This is a genomic window from Bacillus sp. YBsi01, assembly GCF_038406745.1.
In the GTDB taxonomy this organism is placed as follows: domain Bacteria; phylum Bacillota; class Bacilli; order Bacillales; family Bacillaceae; genus Bacillus; species Bacillus siamensis.
Genome location: NZ_CP151679.1, coordinates 2,088,577 through 2,108,294 on the forward strand (window position 1 = coordinate 2,088,577; position 19,718 = coordinate 2,108,294).

Annotated in this window: 25 protein-coding genes; 8 read left to right on the plus strand and 17 right to left on the minus strand. The window is 45.0% G+C overall.

Going from position 1 to position 19,718, the window contains the following annotated elements:
- Positions 1-164: 164 nt before the first annotated feature.
- Genes AADZ70_RS10415 through mnhG form a run of 7 tightly spaced genes read left to right on the plus strand, consistent with a single transcriptional unit; the run spans position 165 to position 5,934 of the window.
- On the plus strand, positions 165-2,567 hold the full coding sequence (locus tag AADZ70_RS10415; protein WP_342007003.1) for a Na+/H+ antiporter subunit A: 2,403 nt from the start codon (positions 165-167) through the stop codon (positions 2,565-2,567).
- Positions 2,564-2,995, plus strand: coding sequence for a Na(+)/H(+) antiporter subunit B (locus tag AADZ70_RS10420; protein WP_016938123.1), 432 nt, complete (start codon positions 2,564-2,566; stop codon positions 2,993-2,995). The genes AADZ70_RS10415 and AADZ70_RS10420 overlap by 4 nt, the downstream gene beginning before the upstream one ends.
- On the plus strand, positions 2,995-3,336 hold the full coding sequence (locus AADZ70_RS10425; RefSeq protein ID WP_003152063.1) for a Na(+)/H(+) antiporter subunit C: 342 nt from the start codon (positions 2,995-2,997) through the stop codon (positions 3,334-3,336). The genes AADZ70_RS10420 and AADZ70_RS10425 overlap by 1 nt, the downstream gene beginning before the upstream one ends.
- The gene (locus AADZ70_RS10430) at positions 3,329-4,810 is read left to right on the plus strand and encodes a Na+/H+ antiporter subunit D (RefSeq protein WP_049627261.1); all 1,482 of its coding nucleotides are present in this window, start codon (positions 3,329-3,331) and stop codon (positions 4,808-4,810) included. Before AADZ70_RS10425 ends, AADZ70_RS10430 begins: the two co-directional genes overlap by 8 nt.
- 5 nt (positions 4,811-4,815) lie before the next feature.
- A complete protein-coding gene (locus tag AADZ70_RS10435) occupies positions 4,816-5,292 on the plus strand; it encodes a Na+/H+ antiporter subunit E (protein ID WP_016938121.1) in 477 nt (158 codons plus the stop codon).
- Positions 5,292-5,576, plus strand: a complete 285-nt coding sequence (locus tag AADZ70_RS10440; protein WP_016938120.1) for a Na(+)/H(+) antiporter subunit F1 — start codon at positions 5,292-5,294, stop codon at positions 5,574-5,576. The genes AADZ70_RS10435 and AADZ70_RS10440 overlap by 1 nt, the downstream gene beginning before the upstream one ends.
- On the plus strand, positions 5,560-5,934 hold the full coding sequence (mnhG, locus tag AADZ70_RS10445) for a monovalent cation/H(+) antiporter subunit G (protein ID WP_016938119.1): 375 nt from the start codon (positions 5,560-5,562) through the stop codon (positions 5,932-5,934). Before AADZ70_RS10440 ends, mnhG begins: the two co-directional genes overlap by 17 nt.
- A gap of 39 nt (positions 5,935-5,973) precedes the next feature.
- Here the strand turns inward: mnhG and AADZ70_RS10450 are convergent, their stop codons facing one another.
- From AADZ70_RS10450 to degQ, 6 genes are all read right to left on the minus strand, one after another.
- Positions 5,974-6,357 carry a hotdog fold thioesterase gene (locus tag AADZ70_RS10450; RefSeq protein ID WP_049627263.1) on the minus strand — a complete coding sequence of 128 codons (384 nt, stop codon included), beginning with the start codon at positions 6,355-6,357 and terminating at the stop codon, positions 5,974-5,976.
- 21 nt (positions 6,358-6,378) lie between these two features.
- Entirely contained in the window at positions 6,379-7,023 is a 645-nt protein-coding gene (locus AADZ70_RS10455) for a response regulator transcription factor (protein WP_016938117.1), read from the minus strand.
- A gap of 80 nt (positions 7,024-7,103) precedes the next feature.
- Positions 7,104-9,395: a histidine kinase gene (locus AADZ70_RS10460; protein WP_016938116.1), complete on the minus strand. Its 2,292-nt coding sequence runs from the start codon at positions 9,393-9,395 to the stop codon at positions 7,104-7,106.
- Between the two features lie 11 nt (positions 9,396-9,406).
- A complete protein-coding gene (gene comX / locus AADZ70_RS10465) occupies positions 9,407-9,571 on the minus strand; it encodes a competence pheromone ComX (protein WP_007613432.1) in 165 nt (54 codons plus the stop codon).
- Positions 9,571-10,482, minus strand: a complete 912-nt coding sequence (locus AADZ70_RS10470) for a polyprenyl synthetase family protein (RefSeq protein WP_029575319.1) — start codon at positions 10,480-10,482, stop codon at positions 9,571-9,573. The genes comX and AADZ70_RS10470 overlap by 1 nt, the downstream gene beginning before the upstream one ends.
- Positions 10,483-10,633: 151 nt before the next feature.
- The gene (gene degQ, locus AADZ70_RS10475) at positions 10,634-10,774 is read right to left on the minus strand and encodes a degradation enzyme regulation protein DegQ (RefSeq protein ID WP_013353398.1); all 141 of its coding nucleotides are present in this window, start codon (positions 10,772-10,774) and stop codon (positions 10,634-10,636) included.
- 465 nt (positions 10,775-11,239) lie between these two features.
- Between degQ and AADZ70_RS10480 the strand changes: the two genes are divergently transcribed.
- A complete protein-coding gene (locus AADZ70_RS10480) occupies positions 11,240-11,581 on the plus strand; it encodes a hypothetical protein (RefSeq protein WP_045925849.1) in 342 nt (113 codons plus the stop codon).
- Positions 11,582-11,585: 4 nt separating this feature from the next.
- Here the strand turns inward: AADZ70_RS10480 and AADZ70_RS10485 are convergent, their stop codons facing one another.
- From AADZ70_RS10485 to essA, 11 genes are all read right to left on the minus strand, one after another.
- Entirely contained in the window at positions 11,586-12,809 is a 1,224-nt protein-coding gene (locus AADZ70_RS10485; RefSeq protein WP_342007004.1) for an EAL and HDOD domain-containing protein, read from the minus strand.
- Positions 12,810-12,938: 129 nt separating this feature from the next.
- Entirely contained in the window at positions 12,939-14,405 is a 1,467-nt protein-coding gene (locus tag AADZ70_RS10490) for a nicotinate phosphoribosyltransferase (protein ID WP_095241408.1), read from the minus strand.
- 17 nt (positions 14,406-14,422) lie between these two features.
- A complete protein-coding gene (locus tag AADZ70_RS10495) occupies positions 14,423-14,974 on the minus strand; it encodes an isochorismatase family cysteine hydrolase (RefSeq protein WP_016938111.1) in 552 nt (183 codons plus the stop codon).
- Positions 14,975-15,062: 88 nt separating this feature from the next.
- Entirely contained in the window at positions 15,063-15,461 is a 399-nt protein-coding gene (locus AADZ70_RS10500; protein WP_342007005.1) for a YueI family protein, read from the minus strand.
- A gap of 65 nt (positions 15,462-15,526) precedes the next feature.
- Positions 15,527-15,775 carry a YueH family protein gene (locus AADZ70_RS10505; protein ID WP_047476977.1) on the minus strand — a complete coding sequence of 83 codons (249 nt, stop codon included), beginning with the start codon at positions 15,773-15,775 and terminating at the stop codon, positions 15,527-15,529.
- A gap of 71 nt (positions 15,776-15,846) precedes the next feature.
- A complete protein-coding gene (locus tag AADZ70_RS10510; protein ID WP_016938109.1) occupies positions 15,847-16,068 on the minus strand; it encodes a spore germination protein in 222 nt (73 codons plus the stop codon).
- A gap of 61 nt (positions 16,069-16,129) precedes the next feature.
- Positions 16,130-17,236 carry an AI-2E family transporter gene (locus AADZ70_RS10515; protein WP_045925850.1) on the minus strand — a complete coding sequence of 369 codons (1,107 nt, stop codon included), beginning with the start codon at positions 17,234-17,236 and terminating at the stop codon, positions 16,130-16,132.
- 138 nt (positions 17,237-17,374) lie between these two features.
- A complete protein-coding gene (locus AADZ70_RS10520; RefSeq protein ID WP_016938107.1) occupies positions 17,375-17,611 on the minus strand; it encodes a DUF2642 domain-containing protein in 237 nt (78 codons plus the stop codon).
- A 138-nt stretch (positions 17,612-17,749) separates the two neighbouring features.
- A complete protein-coding gene (locus AADZ70_RS10525) occupies positions 17,750-18,280 on the minus strand; it encodes an HD domain-containing protein (RefSeq protein WP_007613450.1) in 531 nt (176 codons plus the stop codon).
- Positions 18,281-18,445: 165 nt separating this feature from the next.
- Positions 18,446-19,177 carry a (S)-benzoin forming benzil reductase gene (locus AADZ70_RS10530; protein ID WP_016938106.1) on the minus strand — a complete coding sequence of 244 codons (732 nt, stop codon included), beginning with the start codon at positions 19,175-19,177 and terminating at the stop codon, positions 18,446-18,448.
- Positions 19,178-19,237: 60 nt separating this feature from the next.
- Positions 19,238-19,711 carry a type VII secretion protein EssA gene (gene essA, locus AADZ70_RS10535; RefSeq protein WP_082083383.1) on the minus strand — a complete coding sequence of 158 codons (474 nt, stop codon included), beginning with the start codon at positions 19,709-19,711 and terminating at the stop codon, positions 19,238-19,240.
- Positions 19,712-19,718: the final 7 nt, after the last annotated feature.

Sequence of the window (19,718 nt, forward strand, 5' to 3'; positions counted from 1 at the left end):
TTAGGTTCAAAAGACCACAAAAACATAGAGAGGAATACATTATGCCGTAGCAGGGTAAAAAAAAGTGCGATATAATTTGTACTGGGTCCTATGACCGTGAATTGATTTTTTCACTCTTACATAAAGCAGTTGCTTGATGAAAAACAAGCAAAGGAGGTCTTCTGTTGCAGCTGTTACATTTCGCGATTTTGGCGCCTTTTTTATTTGCATTTATCGTTCCCTTTCTTTATAAACGGGTAAAACAAGTCCATACAGGCTGGTTTGTGCTGATATTGCCCGTTGTGCTGTTTGTTTACTTTATCAGCAAGCTCCCGCTGACAATGGCGGGAGAAACCGTCCGGTATGCGGCCGAATGGATTCCTTCCCTCGGTATTAACTATACCGTTTATATTGACGGACTCGGGCTGTTATTCGCTTTATTGATTACGGGCATCGGCTCTCTGGTGACACTTTACAGTATTTTTTACTTATCGAAGGACAAAGAAAAGCTCGGCCCCTTTTACGTGTACCTGCTGATGTTTATGGGTGCGATGCTCGGCGTTGTGCTCGTCGATAACGTCATTGTGCTTTATATGTTCTGGGAGCTGACAAGCCTGTCATCCTTCTTATTAATCGGGTATTGGCATAAGCGGGAGAAATCACGCTACGGGGCGGAAAAATCACTGCTGATTACCGTCGGCGGCGGACTGTGCATGCTCGGCGGCTTTATCCTGCTATATCTGATGACGGACTCATTCAGTATCAGGGAAATGGTCAACCAGGTGCATATTATCGCCGGCCATCCGTTCTTTATTCCGGCAATGGTTCTCCTGTTATTGGGGGCCTTTACGAAATCAGCGCAGTTTCCGTTTTACATCTGGCTTCCTGATGCCATGGAAGCCCCGACTCCTGTCAGCGCCTATCTGCACTCGGCAACAATGGTGAAAGCGGGCATTTATCTGATTGCCAGATTCAGTCCGGTTTTTGCGTTTTCACCCGTCTGGTTTTGGACGGTTGCCTCAGTCGGTCTGATCACGATGGTATGGGCTTCCTTCAACGCGATTAAACAAACCGATTTAAAAGCGATTCTGGCTTTTTCCACAGTCAGCCAGCTCGGTATGATTGTATCGATGCTCGGCGCAGGAGCCGCCGCGCTTCACTTTCAGCATTCGGAGTATTTCACGGCAGCTGTGACCGCGGCTGTGTTTCACTTAATTAACCATGCTACTTTTAAAGGAAGTTTATTTATGGCGGTCGGCATTATCGACCATGAAACGGGAACGAGGGATATCCGCAGGCTCGGCGGACTGATGGCGCTTATGCCGATAACGTTTACCGTTTCATTGATCGGAACGTTTTCCATGGCCGGCCTCCCTCCTTTTAACGGCTTCTTAAGTAAAGAAATGTTCTTTACAAGTATGCTGCGGATTGCTCATGCAGATATTTTCAGCCTGGATACGTGGGGCGTGCTGTTCCCCGTTCTGGCGTGGATCGGCAGCGTCTTCACGTTTATCTACAGCATGAAGCTGTTTTTCAGAACGTTCAGTGGCGCGCGCAAAACGGATCAGCTTGAAAAGACGCCGCATGAAGCTCCGCTCGGCATGCTGATTTCGCCGGTGATTCTTGCCGCTTGCGCCGTCAGTCTGTTTTTCGCACCGAATGTTTTGTCCTACAGCCTGATTGAACCGGCGATGAATTCCATTTATCCGGCTCTGTTAACCGGCGGAGATACATTCCATGTCCACATTTCCCAGTGGCACGGTGTGACGGCTGAAGTGCTGATGACCGTCGGCATTATCATTGTCGGCACGATCGGTTACGTGTCTCTGTCTAAATGGGAGCGGATATACGGTCTGTTTCCGAAAAAACTGACGCTGAACCGGCTTTACAATGCGGTGACGGGCAGTATGGAAAAAAGATCTTACCAGCTGACGTCATCTTATATGACCGGATTTTTGCGGGATTATCTGCTGTATATTTTTGCGGCGTTTATCATTCTCATCGGAGCGGCGTTCGTGATGAAAGGCGGCTTTTCCATGACAACGAAAGGAATGGCTGAGATCGGTCTGTATGAAATCGTGCTGTCGCTCGTTATGGTGAGCGCAACGATTGCGACTGTGTTCGCCAAATCGCGGCTGACGGCCATTATCGCACTCGGAGTTGTCGGGTATACGCTCGCGCTGTTTTTCGTGATTTTCAGAGCGCCCGATCTGGCGCTCACGCAGCTTGTCATTGAGACGATATCCGTCGCCTTGTTTCTTCTTTGTTTTTATCATCTGCCGAAAATGCGGCGGAAAAAGAAGACCCGAACATTCCGGCTGACGAATTTTATCATTTCTCTCGGTGTCGGCGTCATCGTGACAATGCTCGGAATCGCGTCTTCCAGCGAAAAAACAAAAGACAGTATCGCCTCTTTTTTCACAGCTTACAGCCATAAGCTTGGCGGAGGCAATAATATCGTCAACGTCATCCTCGTTGATTTCAGGGGATTTGACACAATGTTTGAAATCACGGTGCTGTCGATTGCCGCACTCGGCATTTACGGCATGATCAGAACGAAAGTAAAAGAGGAGGGAGAAGAGCGTTGAGACAGCAAAAAACAAACGACATCATCCTTCAGACGGCAACGAAACTTGTATCTTTTATTATTCTGCTTTTCTCTTTCTATTTATTTTTATCGGGGCATAACGCTCCCGGCGGGGGATTTGTCGGCGGGCTGATTACATCTTCGGCCATTGTGCTTTTGCTTTTGGCCTTTGATTTAAAAACCGTCAAGTCGATTTTGCCCGTCAATTTTATTTATGTAGCGGGCGCGGGTCTGCTTATCGCGATTGCAACGGGTGCAGGTTCGTTCTTTTTCGGAGCGCCCTTTCTCACCCATACATTCGGCCATTTTCATCTCCCGGTGCTCGGGAATACGGAGCTTGCGACGGCCACTTTGTTTGATTTAGGTGTGTATCTCGTTGTTGTCGGCGTGACGATGACCATTATTCAAACGATTGGAGAGGAAGAATAGTGGAAATCTTAATGTCTGTCATTGCCGGTATTTTGTTTATGGCGGCAACCTACCTGCTGCTTTCTAAAAGTCTGCTGCGCGTAATTATCGGCACCGCGCTTTTAAGCCACGGCGTCCATTTGCTGCTTCTGACCATGGGCGGACTGAAAAAAGGCGCCCCTCCCATACTGGGCGGAAAAAGCACATCGTTTGTCGATCCGCTGCCGCAGGCACTCATACTGACGGCGATCGTTATTTCGTTCGGCGTCACGTCCTTCCTGCTTGTGATGGCGTTTCGCGCCTATCAGGAACTGAAAACGGACGATATGGATCGAATGAGGGGAAATGATCAACATGAATAACTTTGTGATATTGCCTATTCTGGTGCCGCTGCTTTGCGCAGTGCTGCTGATTTTTATGAACAGGCACGTAATGCTGATGCGGATATTCAGCACTGCCGCTTCCTGTGTCTCCATCGCCATCAGCGCCGTTCTCGTTCAGACGGTTTTTACACACGGAATTCAGACGCTGACACTCGGCGGCTGGAAAGCGCCGTATGGCATTGTGCTCGCCGCTGATCAGCTCGCCGCACTGCTTGTTTTGACAACCGCCGTCATCGGGCTGCTCGTCATTTTGTACTCCTTCCGCTCTATCGGAGAAAAACGGGAGCGCGCTTTCTATTATTCAGGGGTGCAGTTTCTTCTGGCGGGGGTAAGCGGAGCGTTTTTGACGGGTGACCTGTTCAACATGTATGTCTTTTTTGAGCTTCTGCTTATCGCGTCCTACATGCTGATCGTGCTTGGCGGAACGAAAATTCAATTAAGAGAATCATTGAAGTATATCGTGTTTAACATTGTGTCATCCGCGTTTTTTGTCATCGGTGTCGGTTACTTATATGCGGTGACGGGGACGCTGAATATGGCTGATTTAAGCGTGAAAATCAGCGAATCGGGCCAGACCGGGCTGATAACTGTCATCGGCGTCCTGTTTCTCGTCGTTTTCGGTTTAAAGGGCGGGATATTTCCGCTGTATTTCTGGATGCCAGGCTCTTATTACGCCCCGCCGGCTGCGATTTCGGCCTTATTCGGATCTCTTTTGACGAAAGTCGGCCTGTATGCCATTTTGAGAGTATTCACCTTGATTTTCATTCACGATGCAGGCTTTACCCACCAATTGATGATGTGGCTTGCGATGCTGACGGTGTTATTTGGCGTAATCGGGTCTATCGCCTTTTCGGATGTCATGAAAATCGTCATCTATAATATTATTACAGCCGTCGGCGTGATTTTGTTTGGCATCGCCATGAACACCCCGGCCTCCATTCAAGGAGCGGTTTATTACTTGATTCACGATATGCTGATAAAAGGAGCGCTGTTTATGCTGGCGGGAACGCTTATCACGCTGACCGGCACGGCGAGTCTGCATAAAATGAGCGGCCTGATCACCCGTTATCCCGTTTTGGGATGGATGTTCTTTATCTCCGCCATATCTTTGGCCGGCATCCCGCCGTTCAGCGGATTTGTGGGCAAGCTGAAGATTGCTGAAGGCGGTTTTGATCAGGGGGAAACATTGTTCTCCGTATTGATTCTCTTGTCGAGCCTGCTTGTGCTGTATTCCGTGCTGAAGGTTTTTACGACGGCTTTTTGGGGAGAAGAAAAAGAAATCCCGGGCGCGGGCGGACGGTCCGCAAAAGGGCTTCTTTATCCGGCAGCCGCTTTTCTCCTTTTGTCGCTTCTGTTCGGGCTCGGAACCGAATGGGTTTCACCGTATGTCAATCAGACGGCTGAGAATCTGCTGAATCCGGAAAAATACATTGAAGCTGTTTTGAAGGAGTAGATGGCATGGCTTTGCAACTATTATTAAATGTTCTTCTCGCTGTTTGCTGGATGTTTCTTACAAACAGCCTCAGCGCGGCGGGATTTGTTACCGGATTTATCGCGGGCTTGGCGGCGCTGTTTTTTTTCCGGCGCTTCTTCTCGCGGCCGTTTTACATTTGGAAAATATGGTCGGTCATCAAACTGATGCTGATCTTTATAAAAGAATTATATCTGGCCAATGTCAGCGTGCTGAAAACCGTTATTTCGCCGAAGATGAACATCCGCCCGGGCATTTTCGCGTTTAAGACGGAACTGACGGAGGATTGGGAGATCACACTGCTCTCGCTGTTAATCACTCTGACGCCGGGTACGCTTGTGATGGATATCTCCGATGACCGGTCGATTCTCTATATACACGCTATGGACATTGAGGATGCGGAGAAAGCGATTCATGACATCCGCGTCTCTTTTGAGAAAGCCATTCAGGAGGTGAGCCGCTGATGTTTACGTTTATTCTGCAATTATCACTCGGCATTATGGCGGTTTCGACGCTTCTGTACGTCATTCGAGTCATTAAAGGGCCTACGATACCGGACCGGGTCGTCGCGCTTGATGGGATCGGCATCAATCTGATTGCCATGACCGCGCTCGTATCCATCCTCTTAAGAACAACGGCCTTTTTGGACATCATTCTGCTGCTCGGCATTTTATCATTTATCGGCACGATTGCCTTCGCTAAGTTTTTGGAGAAAGGAGAGATTATCGAAAATGATCGAAATCGTTAAATGGGCCGTCGCCGTTTGTATTCTGATGGGATCGCTGATCTGCCTGGTCGCGTCTTTCGGCACACTCAGACTTCCTGACATGTATACACGCGCCCACGCCTCTTCAAAAGGCTCGACACTCGGCGTTAATTTGATATTGCTCGGGGTGTTAGGTTACTTGTGGATGCTGACCGGAGAAATTTCCGTAAAAATACTGCTCGGCATCATTTTTATCCTGCTGACGGCGCCGGTCGGGGCGCACCTCATATGCAGAGCCGCGTATAACTCGGGAACGGCGCTTGATAAACGAAGCGTTCAGGATGATTATAAAGGGATCAGAAACTTTGTGATCAAACGAAAAGAAGATTCATATTTGTAAAAACAAACAGCCGGACGATTCAGGGTTCCGGCTGTTTGTTTATTTTGTTATAACAGCCAGCGTGCAGCGGGACACACAGATCAGCCTTTCTCTTTCATCGAAAATGTTAATCCCGTACACAATGGTTGTCCTGCCCGTGTGAACGGGTTCCGCAATCGCCGTGACCGTACCGCCCTCTTTCACGGATTTTAAATGATTGGCATTAATCTCAAGCCCGACACAGGCCTGTTTCGACTGGTCGATAAAATGCTGGGCACCGATGCTTGCAACAGTCTCCGCCAGCGCTACGGACGCGCCTCCGTGCAGATATCCGAAAGGCTGCACCGTCCTCTTATCCACCGGCATAACAGCGACGCATCTCTCCGCCGTGTTTTCAGTGATTTCAATGCCGAGTGCGCCGAGCAATGTATGATTCAGATTCATAGGTCATTCTCCTTTCAAGGTTTATAGTACATTATCCGACTTGGCGATCAGCACCGCTTCAGTGCGGGAGCCGACATTCAGCTTATTAAAAATGGATGTCAGGCTGTATTCAATCGACCGCTTGCTTAAGTGAAGCGCATCGGCGATTTCCTGATTGGTCAAACCTTTTTCGACCTCTTGGAGAATATGGCGCTCTCTCGGGGTTAACCGATCCTGCTCACTTTGAGGGGAAGAAGACGTTTTTGTTTTTTGCTGGGTCATCAGCTGTTTGAAATAGGAGAAATCAACTAAAATCTGTCCGTTGAGCACGTGATATATGTATTGCATGATTTTCTCTTTAGATTCGGTTTTGCTGATGGCGCCATGCAGGCCCGCGCGGATGGATTCTTCAAAATAATCTTCAACTTCATAGCCTGTGTAGACAATGATTTTACAGAGAGGATTCTCTTTTAAGATTTTCTTGGAAAGCTCTATGCCGCTGAGGTCATCACCCAGATTTAAATCCATTAATATGAGATCGTAAGCTGAAAAATCATGCCGGAGAACGAACTGTTCACTGGCATCGGGACTGAGGCAATCGACAGAAAGATTCGTGTCCGTTTCCAGAATCGTCTTGGTGCCCTCCATGACAGCCGGATGATCATCAATCACTAGTATCTTTTTCATGGTTTCCTCCCTTTTACTCATTCATTTCCATTTTATTAAAAAGACTTGGCTTCTGCCAAGTCGATTTGGTGATAAATTGGTTACAATTCCATTTCAATATCCGCTTTAAAACCATTTCCTTCACTTGTGTCGATTTTCATCCGGCCGTCAAGCGCCCGGACGCGCTCCTTAATGCCCGAAAGCCCCATGCTCATCGACTGTCCGCCGCCTTCTTCCTGATTGCACCCGACCCCGTCATCTTCATAATGCAGAATCACTTTATTTTGAATGCTGATCAGCATAATCAGCACCTCATTGGCCTGTGAATGCTTCATGGCATTCGAAAGAAATTCCTGAATGATGCGGTACAAATTCAGCTGCGTATCCAAATCCAGCGCCGCCGTAAACCGGCCCGTATTCAGACGGATATGAAACGGCGCACGCTCCTGCTGCTGTGCGGCAAGCTTGGATACCGCCTTGACCAGACCCAAATCATACAGCAGCTGAGGCCGAAGCTCATGGCACGTCTCCCGGGTCATCAAAATAACATCCGACATCTGCTCATTCATCTGATGAAGCTTGTCCTGCACCTCTAACTGGCAAGGCTCTTCTCTTTTAAAATCAGCCAGAAACAGCTCACACTGGCGCTTCAAAGAAATCAAATCCTGCAGCACCGAATCATGCAGATCACGGGCCAGATCCGACCGCTGCTTTTCCTCGATCGTAAACATCAGCTTTTTGAGCCAGACTGGGTTTGTCTCCTGTTTCTTTAAATCTTCGAGATGATTCATCAGTTCTTCGATTTTCATCACGTTTTCTATTGAAACATTAACGTAAAAAGATAATGTTTTTAACCAAGAAATTTCTTCACGTGATAAGCGGGGCGTATTCATTTTAGACAAACAGAGAACAACGAATGATCTATCTCCCCGTTCTCCTACTTTCATTACGAAACCTTGATTAAACTCCATTATTTTTCCTATCTCAACAGTAACACTATTTAAAAGCACTTGATAATCATCTATCAAACTTGAGTCTCTTTCGTCAAATGCCTTTACATTTCCGTCATACGTGACTTCAAATATATACACTTTACTCGTAAGAGTTACTTCGAGAATGGTGGTTTTTAACTCTCCAAAAACCTGATTTAAAGAAGATGAGTTTCTGATTAATTGGGTAAACTTATAAATGCTGTCTTGGTAATTGAATCTTTCTGAGACCCTTTTTAATTTAAACCGGAAATCGAGTATTTCTTTATAATAAAAAACAGCTAACATTAAAATGTATATTAAAAATGTCAGTTTGAGATTGTAAAAATTCTCTTCCGGCTCACGTAATAACTCTATTGTCGTAACCAGAATTATAGTTGGAGTTAAAGCTAAAAAGCCGTAATATTTTAACTTACTTAAGATAAAATCAACGTTATATATTTTATTCGACATGAATTGATATACAAGTGAAAAAGGTATTAGCAGCATAAATGATGCTGTTAAGAAAGAAGAGACATAATAATCATTAAAAAATACATATGGTATAAGATACAGACATAAAAAAGGCGAAAATGCCAATATATTTATTACTACAAGCACCTTTATAATATGTGCCTGATCAGTATCTTTGTTTCTTCTCAAAATAACAATAAAATAATATGCTACAATTAAAAAAAGAAGAAAAAACGAAATCAAATTAAATTTTGGAATAAAATCACCAAAAAATAATCGCGACCGAAATAATTCAAATAATATATTTATAGTTGGAAATAAATACAAAACAAAAACTTTTTTGCTGAAAAGCACTGTACCTAATTCTTTAAAGTAATGATAAAGAAACAGAAGATAATTTAATGGTACAGTTATTAATGTTAGCAACATGATACATCTGCTGAGCAGATCGCCTTTTGCCGACCCTCCAGCACTAATATATGCAATTGAAGCAGATAAAAGAAATACAATTAGTACCAAAGCAGATTTCAAGTTTTTTTCTTCATTTATTTTGATGATGAAGAAACAGCAAAATAAACATACTACATAAAAAATTATCGGTATTAAGTAAGTACTGAAGTTCCTGTCATTAAATAAATTGAGCTTAATCTCAATATCATGACCGTTTCTATCAACAACCATAGAGTTTACATTTTTCAGCTTATTCATTTGAATATTAATTGACTTTACATTTTGGTGATTAATATTCTTTACTATATCTCCCTTTTGCACTCCGGCGTAATATGCCATTGTAAAATCTTCTACATCTTTTATTTTAATTTCGCCCTGTTTATTTTCAGAAATTGTGGCGCCGACTAAGAGATTATTTGTGCTTATATAAGTCAGATAAATGACATATACCAATGTAAGCAGAATTAAGACAACTGAAATCTTATTGTACTTGGACTTCATTTATATCAGCCTCAATATTTCCAGTCACCGCCGAAGGAAATAACATCTATACCCTTAAACGCATTTATAACACAATCTGTTTGATCCTGGCTAACTCCAATCAGACTAGCATTGCCTTCAATCACTTTATTTAAAACTTCTGGATTTTTGGTTAAGTATCCTACAATTTCCTGCATTATCTTTCATCCTCCTCTAAATTAACAATCGCATTTAATAAAGTTTCCGATTTATTTCTTTCTATTTCCAATTCAAATATCTTACTTTTTATTTTCTTTAACGACAAATGTTTCAAAACCAATAAGTATTGAGTTACACCTGCTTCAATTAATTTCTTTTTTATGTCTCGAGTCTTTAAGGTTTTGAATAGCTCTGGGTTTTCATACCACTGTAAGATTTCTTCAGAAGCTTTATTGAATCTCTTTTTTAAATATAAATAAGCAAGTGTATTTTTTCGTTGAACAAAATCATTATTCAAGTAAAACAAACCTTGATAATCATTATCAATCTGGGATATTATTCCGAGTTCATACGAATATGATTGAACGATTGGATTTAAATTTCCTGTAGCCAGCATCGCTCCCATAACGCAAGGCATTGCAGTTAAAGAGCCGGATTTATTCTTAATCATTTCCAAGCACTCTTCTTCAGTTTGCGGTGCATTCAAAATATCATCTTGCTGGCCCTCAATTGAATTCAAAGCAAAGTTTAAAATTTGCTTAAGAAAATACGGGTTTTCACTAACCTGATTCATAACCTGTATACTTAATGTATAGAGAGCTGTTACAGTATTCAGCGTAATGGGGAGACCTGTTTTCATCCATTCCATTTTCAGATTATCATTATCTTCTAAATCATCATAAATGTCGTATGACAGGACTAATAATTCTAAACCTACGGCTAAGTTTAAAATCGCCTCTGTGTCTCTGCCATTGAACGCCTTGTAATGTTGATATGCCAATTCAGCAAACCCAAATGAATCTTTTGATGCAATAAATTTCAGAAGGTACATTTTCAGGTTAGTATTGCATATATTGTGCTCCACAATTTCCTTCATCTTCTCTTTAATCGTTTCGGCATCTAAACACATTTGCTCAATAATTGTCTTCACCCTCCCATTCTATTTTACTAAATGCAGGTGATGAAAGACAGCGGGTTTTTGTTTTTTTAACAATCGTATAATACTTTATCCATGAAATGGGTGAAAAATGCACAAAAAAAAGACTTGTTTCCAAGTCTTTTTAAGAAATTTTCATTGCATATGAGAATTTATCGAGCTGATCAATGCTTTTGTTAATGTTTCGTAAAGAGTCGGTTGTTTCTCTGATATCATTTTCAAGTCGGAATAATAATTGCTTTACTTCTTCTAATTTCTTTTCCACCGTTTCCACACTCCTTTTTTTGAAAGATCAATGAATTGTGTATGGTGAACGAGTCCTAGGTATTTGATCTGTTACTAATAGTGTAAACGTTTTTGCGGGATTTTTCACCGAAAAGTATGTGTAAAAGTATCTGCGTGACACCGCAAACCTCGATAATCCTATAGTCCTGAATGGAGCATTTAAAGAACAGGACTATATAACTATGATAAAGGCAGACGTTTGGGGTGAAGCAGATCAATTTTGTGGTTCTGCTGTTTTTTTAACGGTTTTCCGACAAACCGACAAGGACTATAGTCCCCATCGTCGCAATTTCAAAACAGAATGGGCGAACAGCGTCGCATATCCACCGACAAACACCGAAAAGACCGCAACCCCCGCATTGTGGTCTTTTTGCATGTCATAACTCGTGATCACGCGGCCTATACTCATATATAACGAATGTTATCTCAGGAAGGAGGCCGCCGCATGCATTATGTGTATCTATGCTGCCCTGTTTTCGCCGCGCCGTACCGCAATCCTGCGCCTGCTCCCCAGGCTTCCGCAAATATTTTGACAGCGTCCGCAAAAGACGCTGCGGGCATGCTGGAGGATGCCCGCCTGCTTCTTGCGCGGCTGTCGGCGTCAAAAGAGCTTGCGCGCCGCATCCTCACCGCAGCGGAATCATCTGACGCCGCAGCGGTCAAGCGGCTCATTAAGCAGACCGGCATCAAAAATGACTTTGACGTGACATTTAATCCCGACGGCATCCGCGTCAGTCTGATCAGGGAGCAAAGCCGGTTCATCATCGCCCTCAAGTGGTCGGCTTAAAGCATCAATCCACGATCAGCTGCCGGCACCATTCAATTGCCTGCAAGTAACATTCATACGCTGCTTCTTTGTCCAGTTCTTTTCCCCACTCGTCACAGTCCCAGTTGTTGCATTCAATGGCTTTGACGAGCCCGAGCATCTTATAATAATCGTTTTCATAACCGAGCAGCGCCTGTCCGACTTCATCAATTAAAGGCAGTTCTTTGACGATATCCTCCAGCTCCCTGTGGAGAAGCGTATCGATGAGTGAAAACATGCCGATCAGCATGTAGGAAGCGGGCTGCGGTCTTCCGGTCCTTTTCGCAAGCAGTTCGCACAGCTTGGCCCTGATTAAGGAAATCTTAATGATTTCTTTTTGGCTTGAGTGGCTTTTCGCCGTTAAATCTCTGAATGAAAGAATGTAAATCAAGCGCTTAATCTCATTCAGCCCAAGCATCATGATGGCCTGCCGGATGCTGTCTATCTTTTTTTTCAGCCTTGTCTGCGATCCGTTTAAAAAACGCAGAATCTGATACGATAATGTAACGTCCCGCTCTATGTATTCCGTCACGCGCTCTATATCGGGCTGGTCTTGGTTTAATTCGTTTAAAAGCTGGTAGTAAGAATGAAAATGAAACGTCAGATCATTCCCGCTGATGACACGCGGTTCACTGAAAAAATATCCTTGAAACAGGTGAAAGCCGTCTATGGCCGCCTGTTTGTAATCTTTTCTTGTCTCCACTTTTTCCGCTAAATAAATCAGACTTTTACAGCTGTACGTCTGAATGATTTTTTTGCGTTCCAGACGCGAGGATTGCAAAAAGTCGATTTTTAAAATATCAATATATTTCATCAGCTGTTCCAATAATTCTTCATTTGCCGGATTGATGGCGTAAAAATCATCAAGTGCTAATGTATATCCTAATTTCTTCAGCTGTCTGCATCTTGAGATCAGAGCCGGAGTAATCGGTATGTCCTCAAGAATTTCGATAATGAGCTGGTCAGGATCAAAGGAGGTAGGGAGATCTGAAAACATCAGGCTTTCTGTAAAATTCACAAAGCAGCGTTTTCCCTCAGTCAGTTTTTCGATTCCGATGTTGATAAAGCTGTTAATAATGAGATCAGTCGTAGCTTTATCTCCGTCTGCGGCCGAATAACGGTTCTCTTCGCTCTCCCGGTAAAGAAGTTCATAAGCAACAACCTGTTCATTCCTGTTGAAGATAGGCTGTCTCGCAACAAACACCTTCATTCATTTACCCCCTTAGATGCGGCCTTCGAACATAAGTATATCAAATAATTTGACGAATTTTGTCTAAATGTGAAAAATATTATCGCAAACAAAAAGCCTTTCCAGAGAAAGGAAAGGCTGCTTTGTCTTCTATTCAAGTTCCCGTTTCAGCTTGCTTTTGATCTCATGAATCCGCTGCATCTTGTTGCTCCAGCAGTCTTCGCTTAAATCAACCGGATATTCTTCCGGCTTGCTGATCCGTTTGTATTCCTCCCACAGAAGTTTGAGGTTATCCTGCACGTATTGCTGGATGTCGGTGATTTCGGGATTATCATAGCATAAAACGCCGTTTTCAAAAATCGGCTCATGCAGGTCTTTCGCATAGAAATCAGTGACGAATTTGCTGACGAACGTGTGAACGGGATGGAACATTTTTAAACGTTTCTGGTCATTTACCCGCTCGTCATAAAGAGCGATATAATCCCCTTCCGAGTGGTGGTTCAGCTTGTTGATAATCCGGTATACTTTCTTTCTTCCCGGCGTTGTCACTTTTTCAGGGTTCGACGAAATCTTGATGGTGTCGGTCAGTTTGCCGTCCTCTTCAATGGCGACAAGCTTGTAAACCGCGCCGAGGGCCGGCTGATCGTATGCGGTAATCAGCTTTGTGCCGACTCCCCATGTATCGATTTTCGCTCCCTGCGATTTCAGATTTAATATCGTGTGCTCATCAAGGTCGCTTGAAGCAATGACCTTCGCGTCTTTGAAACCCGCTTCATCAAGCATTTCTCGCGCTTTTTTTGACAGGTACGCCAAGTCCCCGCTGTCTAAGCGGATGCCGATGAAGTTGATCCGGTCGCCGAATTCTTTCGCGACTTTAATCGCATTCGGCATGCCTGAACGGATCGTATCGTACGTATCGACGAGGAACACGCAGTCTCTGTGCGTCTCCGCATATTTCTTAAAAGCCGTGTACTCATCGCGGTACGCTTGTACGAGTGCATGAGCGTGCGTGCCGGATACCGGTATATTAAAACGCTTGCCGGCTCTTACATTACTCGTCGCGCTGAAGCCGCCGATCAGAGCCGCTCTCGCTCCCCACATAGCCGCATCCATTTCATGGGCGCGCCGCGTTCCGAATTCAAGGGCGTCTTCATCACCGACTACGCCTTTAATGCGGGCCGCTTTCGTGGCGATTAATGTTTGGTAATTCACAATGTTAAGCAGAGCCGTCTCAATCAGCTGCGCTTCAATGAGGGGCGCTTCGACCCGCATAATCGGTTCGTTGTTAAAGACGAGCTCTCCTTCTTTCATGCTGTAAAGAGATCCGGTAAATGACAGATCCCGCAAATAATCAATGAAATCATCAGCATAGTGCAATTCCGTTTTTAAATAGTTCAGATCGCTGTCAGTAAACTTGAAGTTCTCCAAGTATTCGATTGCTTTTTCTAAGCCCGCAAATACCGCATAGCCGTTTTCAAAAGGAAGCTTTCTGAAAAAAAGCTCAAAAATTGCTTTTTTCTCATGAATGCCGTCTCTCCAGTACGTTTCGGCCATATTAATTTGATAAAGATCTGTATGTAAAGACAAACTGTCGTCTTTAAAACCATGCTCCACCAAAATTGTTTTCCCCTTCCTTACTCTGCCACTTGCGCTCCGATGCTGTTCTTAAAATGGGACAGCGCCCATTCATGCCCTTCCGGATTAAAGCTTGCCACAGCGTTTTGATGAATGACGATCTGAAAGCCCTTGTTGTAGGCGTCAACCGCCGTGTGAAGAACGCAGATGTCGGTGCACAGGCCCGCAAGATGCAGTTCAGTGATCTGCCGTTCCCGCAGTTTCAGCTCTAAATCCGTTCCAGCAAAAGCAGAATATCTCGATTTTTCCATGTAGCTTACGTTTTTTGCGTGTTTATGTTTCTCATAAAGAGGCGAGAGCTTTCCGTACAGCTCTTTGCCCTCCGTGCCGTTGATATTATGCGGAGGAAACAGGCGTGTTTCCGGATGAAAGTCATCGTCTGCATCATGTGAATCTACCGCAAAGACAACGTAATCACCATTTTCTATAAATGCTTGTGTCAAACTGACAATCTTATCCTCAATTTGCCTTGCGGGTTCTCCGCAGGTTAATGCTCCGTTCTCTGCTGCAAAATCATTCGTATAATCAATGCAAATAAATGCTTTTTTCATAGCCGGCCTCCCCGCCATTCATATGAAAACCATTATATCCTATCTCCACTTGTAAGTGAATTGGCATTATAAAATGACACTTGCTTTTCTAAGATTTCAGGAGTGAGCGCTTGAAAATGTCATCCTGAACGTAAATGCCGTCAAGGTTCACCGCATGATCGGCGGCAAATATCAGGCCGAGCGGCGTTTCGAATTGAAGATCCGAGATCACGGAGCTTCGGACACCTTCCAGTGCGGCAAGCTTCATATAGGGTGAATAAGCATGATACGGGAGCCTTCCGTTTATATAGAGCACCGCATCTTTTCGTTTTTTCAGCGCCTGTTTCACTTCTTCATACGGCTTCTTTTGCAGCACCTGCCCCTTCGTCAGGGCAATGATGACCCGTTCACGCAGCGAGCCTAAAAATAAATGCCGTTCATCCGGTTTCGTCTGCAGAGGGCCGTACATACCCTGCTGTAAATAAAGGTCAACCGTTTTGTCGCTCATCGGCCTTCCCTCCTCAGCTTGTTTTACAATTATCGCCCCGGACGGGACGCGGTAAACCGTCTTCGTTACATTTCAGCCGCCCAATGGGAGATCTTGCCTGCGAGCTCTCCGGCGGGCTCTTCATCCATCAGCTTGCTGAATGATTGTAAAAGCCGCTGCGCCAGCGCCTTTTTCTCTTCCTCATAGGAAATGATCGTGCTCCACTCAAGTTCCGGAACGGCTACGAGGGTATGCTGTTCTTTTTTATTTTCATGCAGATACACGTCGCCGATCATTCCGGACTGAACGGTAATATTCGCTTTTCTGATTTTCATAAAAATTCCCCTTTTATAAAAGACTGATTCTATTATACTACAAAAAAGCGACAGCCTCCTAAAGGAGGCTGTCACGCGTTAAACCAATCAGGTTCGTCAAACAGATCAATGTCTTCAAAGCGCGTTTTGCTGAATTTATTAGTGACTTTGACAAAATCTCCGGAATGAAACGCCCCTGACCCCGCGCCTGAGTGGTCAACGGCTTTGGGAGAAATGGCAAACACGTCACCGAAGCTCGCCGCAGCGTCTCCGGCTAAGCTCATAATATAAATCGGTCCCACAATTGCAGGCATACCCACACCTCCGCTTTTCTTTACAGCAGTTTATGCGCTGCGTCTGGAGTTGTGCCCGTTTTTATTTCGGCTTGCGGCTGTCTTCGTGCTTCGATCGCTGACGAAGTTTGATAAGCCGGACGATATTTAAGACGAATGCTTTTAAGACCGCGTAAACCGGCACGGCCAGAATCATTGCGAGAATGCCTCCGAAACTGCCCGCTCCGATAAGCAGAAGAATAATGGTGAGCGGGTGGGTATTGAGCCGCTTCCCGATAACAAGCGGAGAAAGCAGGTTTCCGTCAAGCTGCTGGACGACAACGACAACAATCACGGCAAACAGCGCCTTAGCCGGAGAATCCATAAACGCGATAATGACCGCCGGTGCCGCCCCGAGAAACGGTCCCAGGTACGGAATGATATTGGTGACGGCGATCACCATCCCGAGAATTAACGCATACGGCAGGCCGATGATCCAATAACCGATAAAGCATGCCGTTCCGACAAAGAGACAAATCAGCAGCTGGCCTTGGAAATATGCGGCCAATGTGACATATAAGTCGTTAAATATTTTCCGGCCCTCCGCACGGTAGGAAGAAGGCAGAATTTTAACCGCCAAAAGCGGAAAACGCCGGCCGTCCTTCAGCATATAAAACAGAATGAACGGAACGGTGATCACGACAAGCGTAATATTCGTAACGACGCCGAACACGGCCGACAGGCTTGCCGTAATATTTTGCGGAAGACTTTGTAAAAATCCCGTCAGAGACTGCCGGATTTTTTCTATCGACACATAATCCTGCGTCATCATCCACGTAAACCATTTGGAATGGGATAATTGTGTAATCAAGCTTTGAATCTGATTAATGTAATCAGGGAAATTGTTAATCAGCCCCGTGACCTGAGAAGCCACGATCGGTCCGATTGCGGTGAACATAAAGGCGATCAGGCCGATGAAAACGAGATAAATGAGCAGGATCGCCAATGTCCGGGGGATTTTTTTCTCAAGCAGGCGGACGATCGGATTAAAAATGAAAAACAAAATGCCCGAGATCAAAATCGGAAAAAACAGAGTAGTGATGAAACCGAAAAACGGCTGAAAAATAAACGAGACTTTCGTTGATACGTAAATAATGAGCAAAACGAGCAAAATTTGCAGCGTCCAAAAATGGACCTTTGATTTCAACAAGCGGTTTCCTCCTATTGTCATGTGAACTTGTACTGTGATTGTACCAAAAAAAGGTGCCGTGCATCTATGTATCTCAAAAAAGAAGACGCACCGGGGTTCTGTAAGGGCCGCCTCCGGTCTGCGCCTTATCCTGGGCTGTTACACACGTTCGGTATAATCAGGCATGACAGAAACCACATGGCGGTTCCTGATATATAATACGCGGTCATGCGTTTCTTCAATGGCGATATGATCCGGAGCGGCATCAATCAGCCGTCCCCTGACAATCCGTCTGACGGTTTGAATGATAAACCTTGAGCCGATAAGCTTATGGATGGTCTGATAAACGTAAGGATCTACTAACGAGACGAGTTGCGGGCTTCCTTGATGGGCCATTTTCGCTGATCCCCTTTACTATGTTTTCCTTCATCATATGCAGCGGACAAAGGCTTTGACACAGTACGTCTATCGGAGCGGAAAAGGTGTTAGTGAGTTTGCGGGGTTATGTAAAGCGGAAAAGGCCGCATGAGTGGCCTAGACTGAGCTTCTTATGGGATATTGGGCTTGGTCAATTAACTGATCAAGCTTTTGGATTTGTTTGAGCGCGGCCGTGTGATCCATTTGGCGGTAATGATGATGTCCGCCAGGTTCTTCATCGAGTTCGTCCGCTTGTTTCACGATTTGCTGGAGCGTATTCTTGTCCAGTTCGCCTTCAGGCAGATAGGAATCGGTGTGGAGCAGAATCGCCAGCGCAATGTCTTTCGCCGCTTTCGGTTCTTCACCGAGCCGGATGAGCAGCTTATGCGCCCGTTCCGCGCCTTTTATGGCATGGATATCGTTTCTTCTGTACTTTTCATAGTCCCATTTGCCGTCTGTGTACCATTCGTAATGGCCGACATCATGCAGTAAAGCCGCTTTCGCCGCAAGATCGGGACTGACACCCGCTTTTACGGCAAGACGGTATGCATGAAACGCGCAGGCAATCGCATGGGCGACACCGGAGCGCTGTAAATACTTTTGTGCGATTGGATGGGTGAAGACATCCATTAACGTTACATTTCTCATGGAAACCCCTCCTTAATTATATTTTTAGAATCCTAACATAAATCGAGAAGAAACTCAATTCATCTGATACATTTCTTATACCCCTTACACGGTGTTTCATTCATAATATGCCGCCGGGCGCCGAAGTGATTGTACAAACAAAAAAAGAGCAGCGTAAAAGCTGCTCTACAAAAACTCTTTAATATCGTATATCCGTCCGTTTTCCGGCTCACCCGCGATCAGTGAGTGAATGACACTGGCGATGTATTCCGGGCTTCTGAGGTTTTTCGTTTCTTTCAGATTGCGGAACCGCTCGATGTCATGGAAATCTTCTTTTGACGAAGAACGGATGACAGCCTGCATGTCTGTATCCATCACTCCCGGCGAGAATGATATCATGCGGACCGGCAGCTCTTCATCTTCCTGTTCGAATCCGAATGTTTTCGTAAACATATCAAGTCCCGCTTTTGAGCTGCAATACGCGCTCCATCCTTTATAGGGATTTTTCGCCGCGCCAGATGTGATGTTGACAATTGTTTTGCTGCCGCTGAACGCTTCGAAACGCTTTGTGAACATTTGGCTGAGCAAAACGGGCGCCGTCAGATTAAGGGTGTAGTGGCGGTTCAATTCTTCCGCGGAAGCCTCTTTCGCCCGCTTGATCGGCTCCACCATTCCGGCATTATTGATCAGTGTGACGGCGGAATACCGCTTCTTCTCAGCTTGATCAAGAATCGCCTTCATCTGCCGCTCTGTATCTGCCAGATCAGTTAAATCAACACTGTATTCTGTCAGTCCCTCACGCTTTTCCCCGCTTATCGTTCTTGAAAGCGCGGCGACTTCGGCTCCTTCTTGCAGCGCCTGTTCCGTCAGCGCCCGTCCCAATCCTTTTGACGCACCTGTTATAAGAAAAAACTGCATGAAACTCCTCCTTTTTTTCTTATTTTACGGGCTGTCTTCCCGCAAACACAAGCGATCCGTTTACCGCTTTGCCTTTTCCTGCGCCGTGACCTTCGGAATCAGATAGATCATTGCGGCAATGCCGAGGAGGATCAAGACGGCATAAATGACAGGCAGCAGAAAGGAAGTCTTTTTCTCATCCGTTTCCATGTCTGCTGAGGTGTGCCGCACGGCAGGCTCGGCAAATGTGATACCCAGTTTTTTCGATTGCGCTTTGATCGTATTCGGCTCCGTTTCTGACGATGTAAACAAATTTGATATCAGTTTTTCATCCGGGTTTTCTGCCGGCTGATCGAACGTGATGTCCTTCTGTTCTTTCGGAAGCGCCGTTTTTTCCTCGGAATAGGCATCGTCATGAAGATAATCCGTACGAATTTCAATGTCCTTCTTTTCATATTCATTCGGCTTGACATCAGTATTGTCCTCATTCGCAGCTGCGGCATGCGGGAGAAAAAGGAGAAAGGAAAGAGCAAACAGCAAAACTCCTTTTTCCACGATTGTA

Bases quoted from the DNA above. Each gene is read 5' to 3' on its own strand.
- AADZ70_RS10495 (WP_016938111.1), bottom strand. From the start codon at position 14,974: ATGAAAAAAGCATTTATTTGCATTGATTATACGAATGATTTTGCAGCA.
- AADZ70_RS10500 (WP_342007005.1), bottom strand. From the start codon at position 15,461: ATGAGCGACAAAACGGTTGACCTTTATTTACAGCAGGGTATGTACGGC.
- AADZ70_RS10480 (WP_045925849.1), top strand. From the start codon at position 11,240: ATGCATTATGTGTATCTATGCTGCCCTGTTTTCGCCGCGCCGTACCGC.
- AADZ70_RS10460 (WP_016938116.1), bottom strand. From the start codon at position 9,395: ATGAAGTCCAAGTACAATAAGATTTCAGTTGTCTTAATTCTGCTTACA.
- comX (WP_007613432.1), bottom strand. From the start codon at position 9,571: ATGCAGGAAATTGTAGGATACTTAACCAAAAATCCAGAAGTTTTAAAT.
- AADZ70_RS10510 (WP_016938109.1), bottom strand. From the start codon at position 16,068: ATGCCTGCAATTGTGGGACCGATTTATATTATGAGCTTAGCCGGAGAC.
- AADZ70_RS10455 (WP_016938117.1), bottom strand. From the start codon at position 7,023: ATGAAAAAGATACTAGTGATTGATGATCATCCGGCTGTCATGGAGGGC.
- AADZ70_RS10505 (WP_047476977.1), bottom strand. From the start codon at position 15,775: ATGAAAATCAGAAAAGCGAATATTACCGTTCAGTCCGGAATGATCGGC.
- AADZ70_RS10525 (WP_007613450.1), bottom strand. From the start codon at position 18,280: ATGAGAAATGTAACGTTAATGGATGTCTTCACCCATCCAATCGCACAA.
- AADZ70_RS10450 (WP_049627263.1), bottom strand. From the start codon at position 6,357: ATGAATCTGAATCATACATTGCTCGGCGCACTCGGCATTGAAATCACT.
- AADZ70_RS10435 (WP_016938121.1), top strand. From the start codon at position 4,816: ATGGCTTTGCAACTATTATTAAATGTTCTTCTCGCTGTTTGCTGGATG.
- AADZ70_RS10440 (WP_016938120.1), top strand. From the start codon at position 5,292: ATGTTTACGTTTATTCTGCAATTATCACTCGGCATTATGGCGGTTTCG.
- AADZ70_RS10430 (WP_049627261.1), top strand. From the start codon at position 3,329: ATGAATAACTTTGTGATATTGCCTATTCTGGTGCCGCTGCTTTGCGCA.
- AADZ70_RS10530 (WP_016938106.1), bottom strand. From the start codon at position 19,177: ATGCAGTTTTTTCTTATAACAGGTGCGTCAAAAGGATTGGGACGGGCG.
- AADZ70_RS10485 (WP_342007004.1), bottom strand. From the start codon at position 12,809: ATGAAGGTGTTTGTTGCGAGACAGCCTATCTTCAACAGGAATGAACAG.
- AADZ70_RS10470 (WP_029575319.1), bottom strand. From the start codon at position 10,482: ATGTGTTTAGATGCCGAAACGATTAAAGAGAAGATGAAGGAAATTGTG.
- mnhG (WP_016938119.1), top strand. From the start codon at position 5,560: ATGATCGAAATCGTTAAATGGGCCGTCGCCGTTTGTATTCTGATGGGA.
- AADZ70_RS10520 (WP_016938107.1), bottom strand. From the start codon at position 17,611: ATGGCCCATCAAGGAAGCCCGCAACTCGTCTCGTTAGTAGATCCTTAC.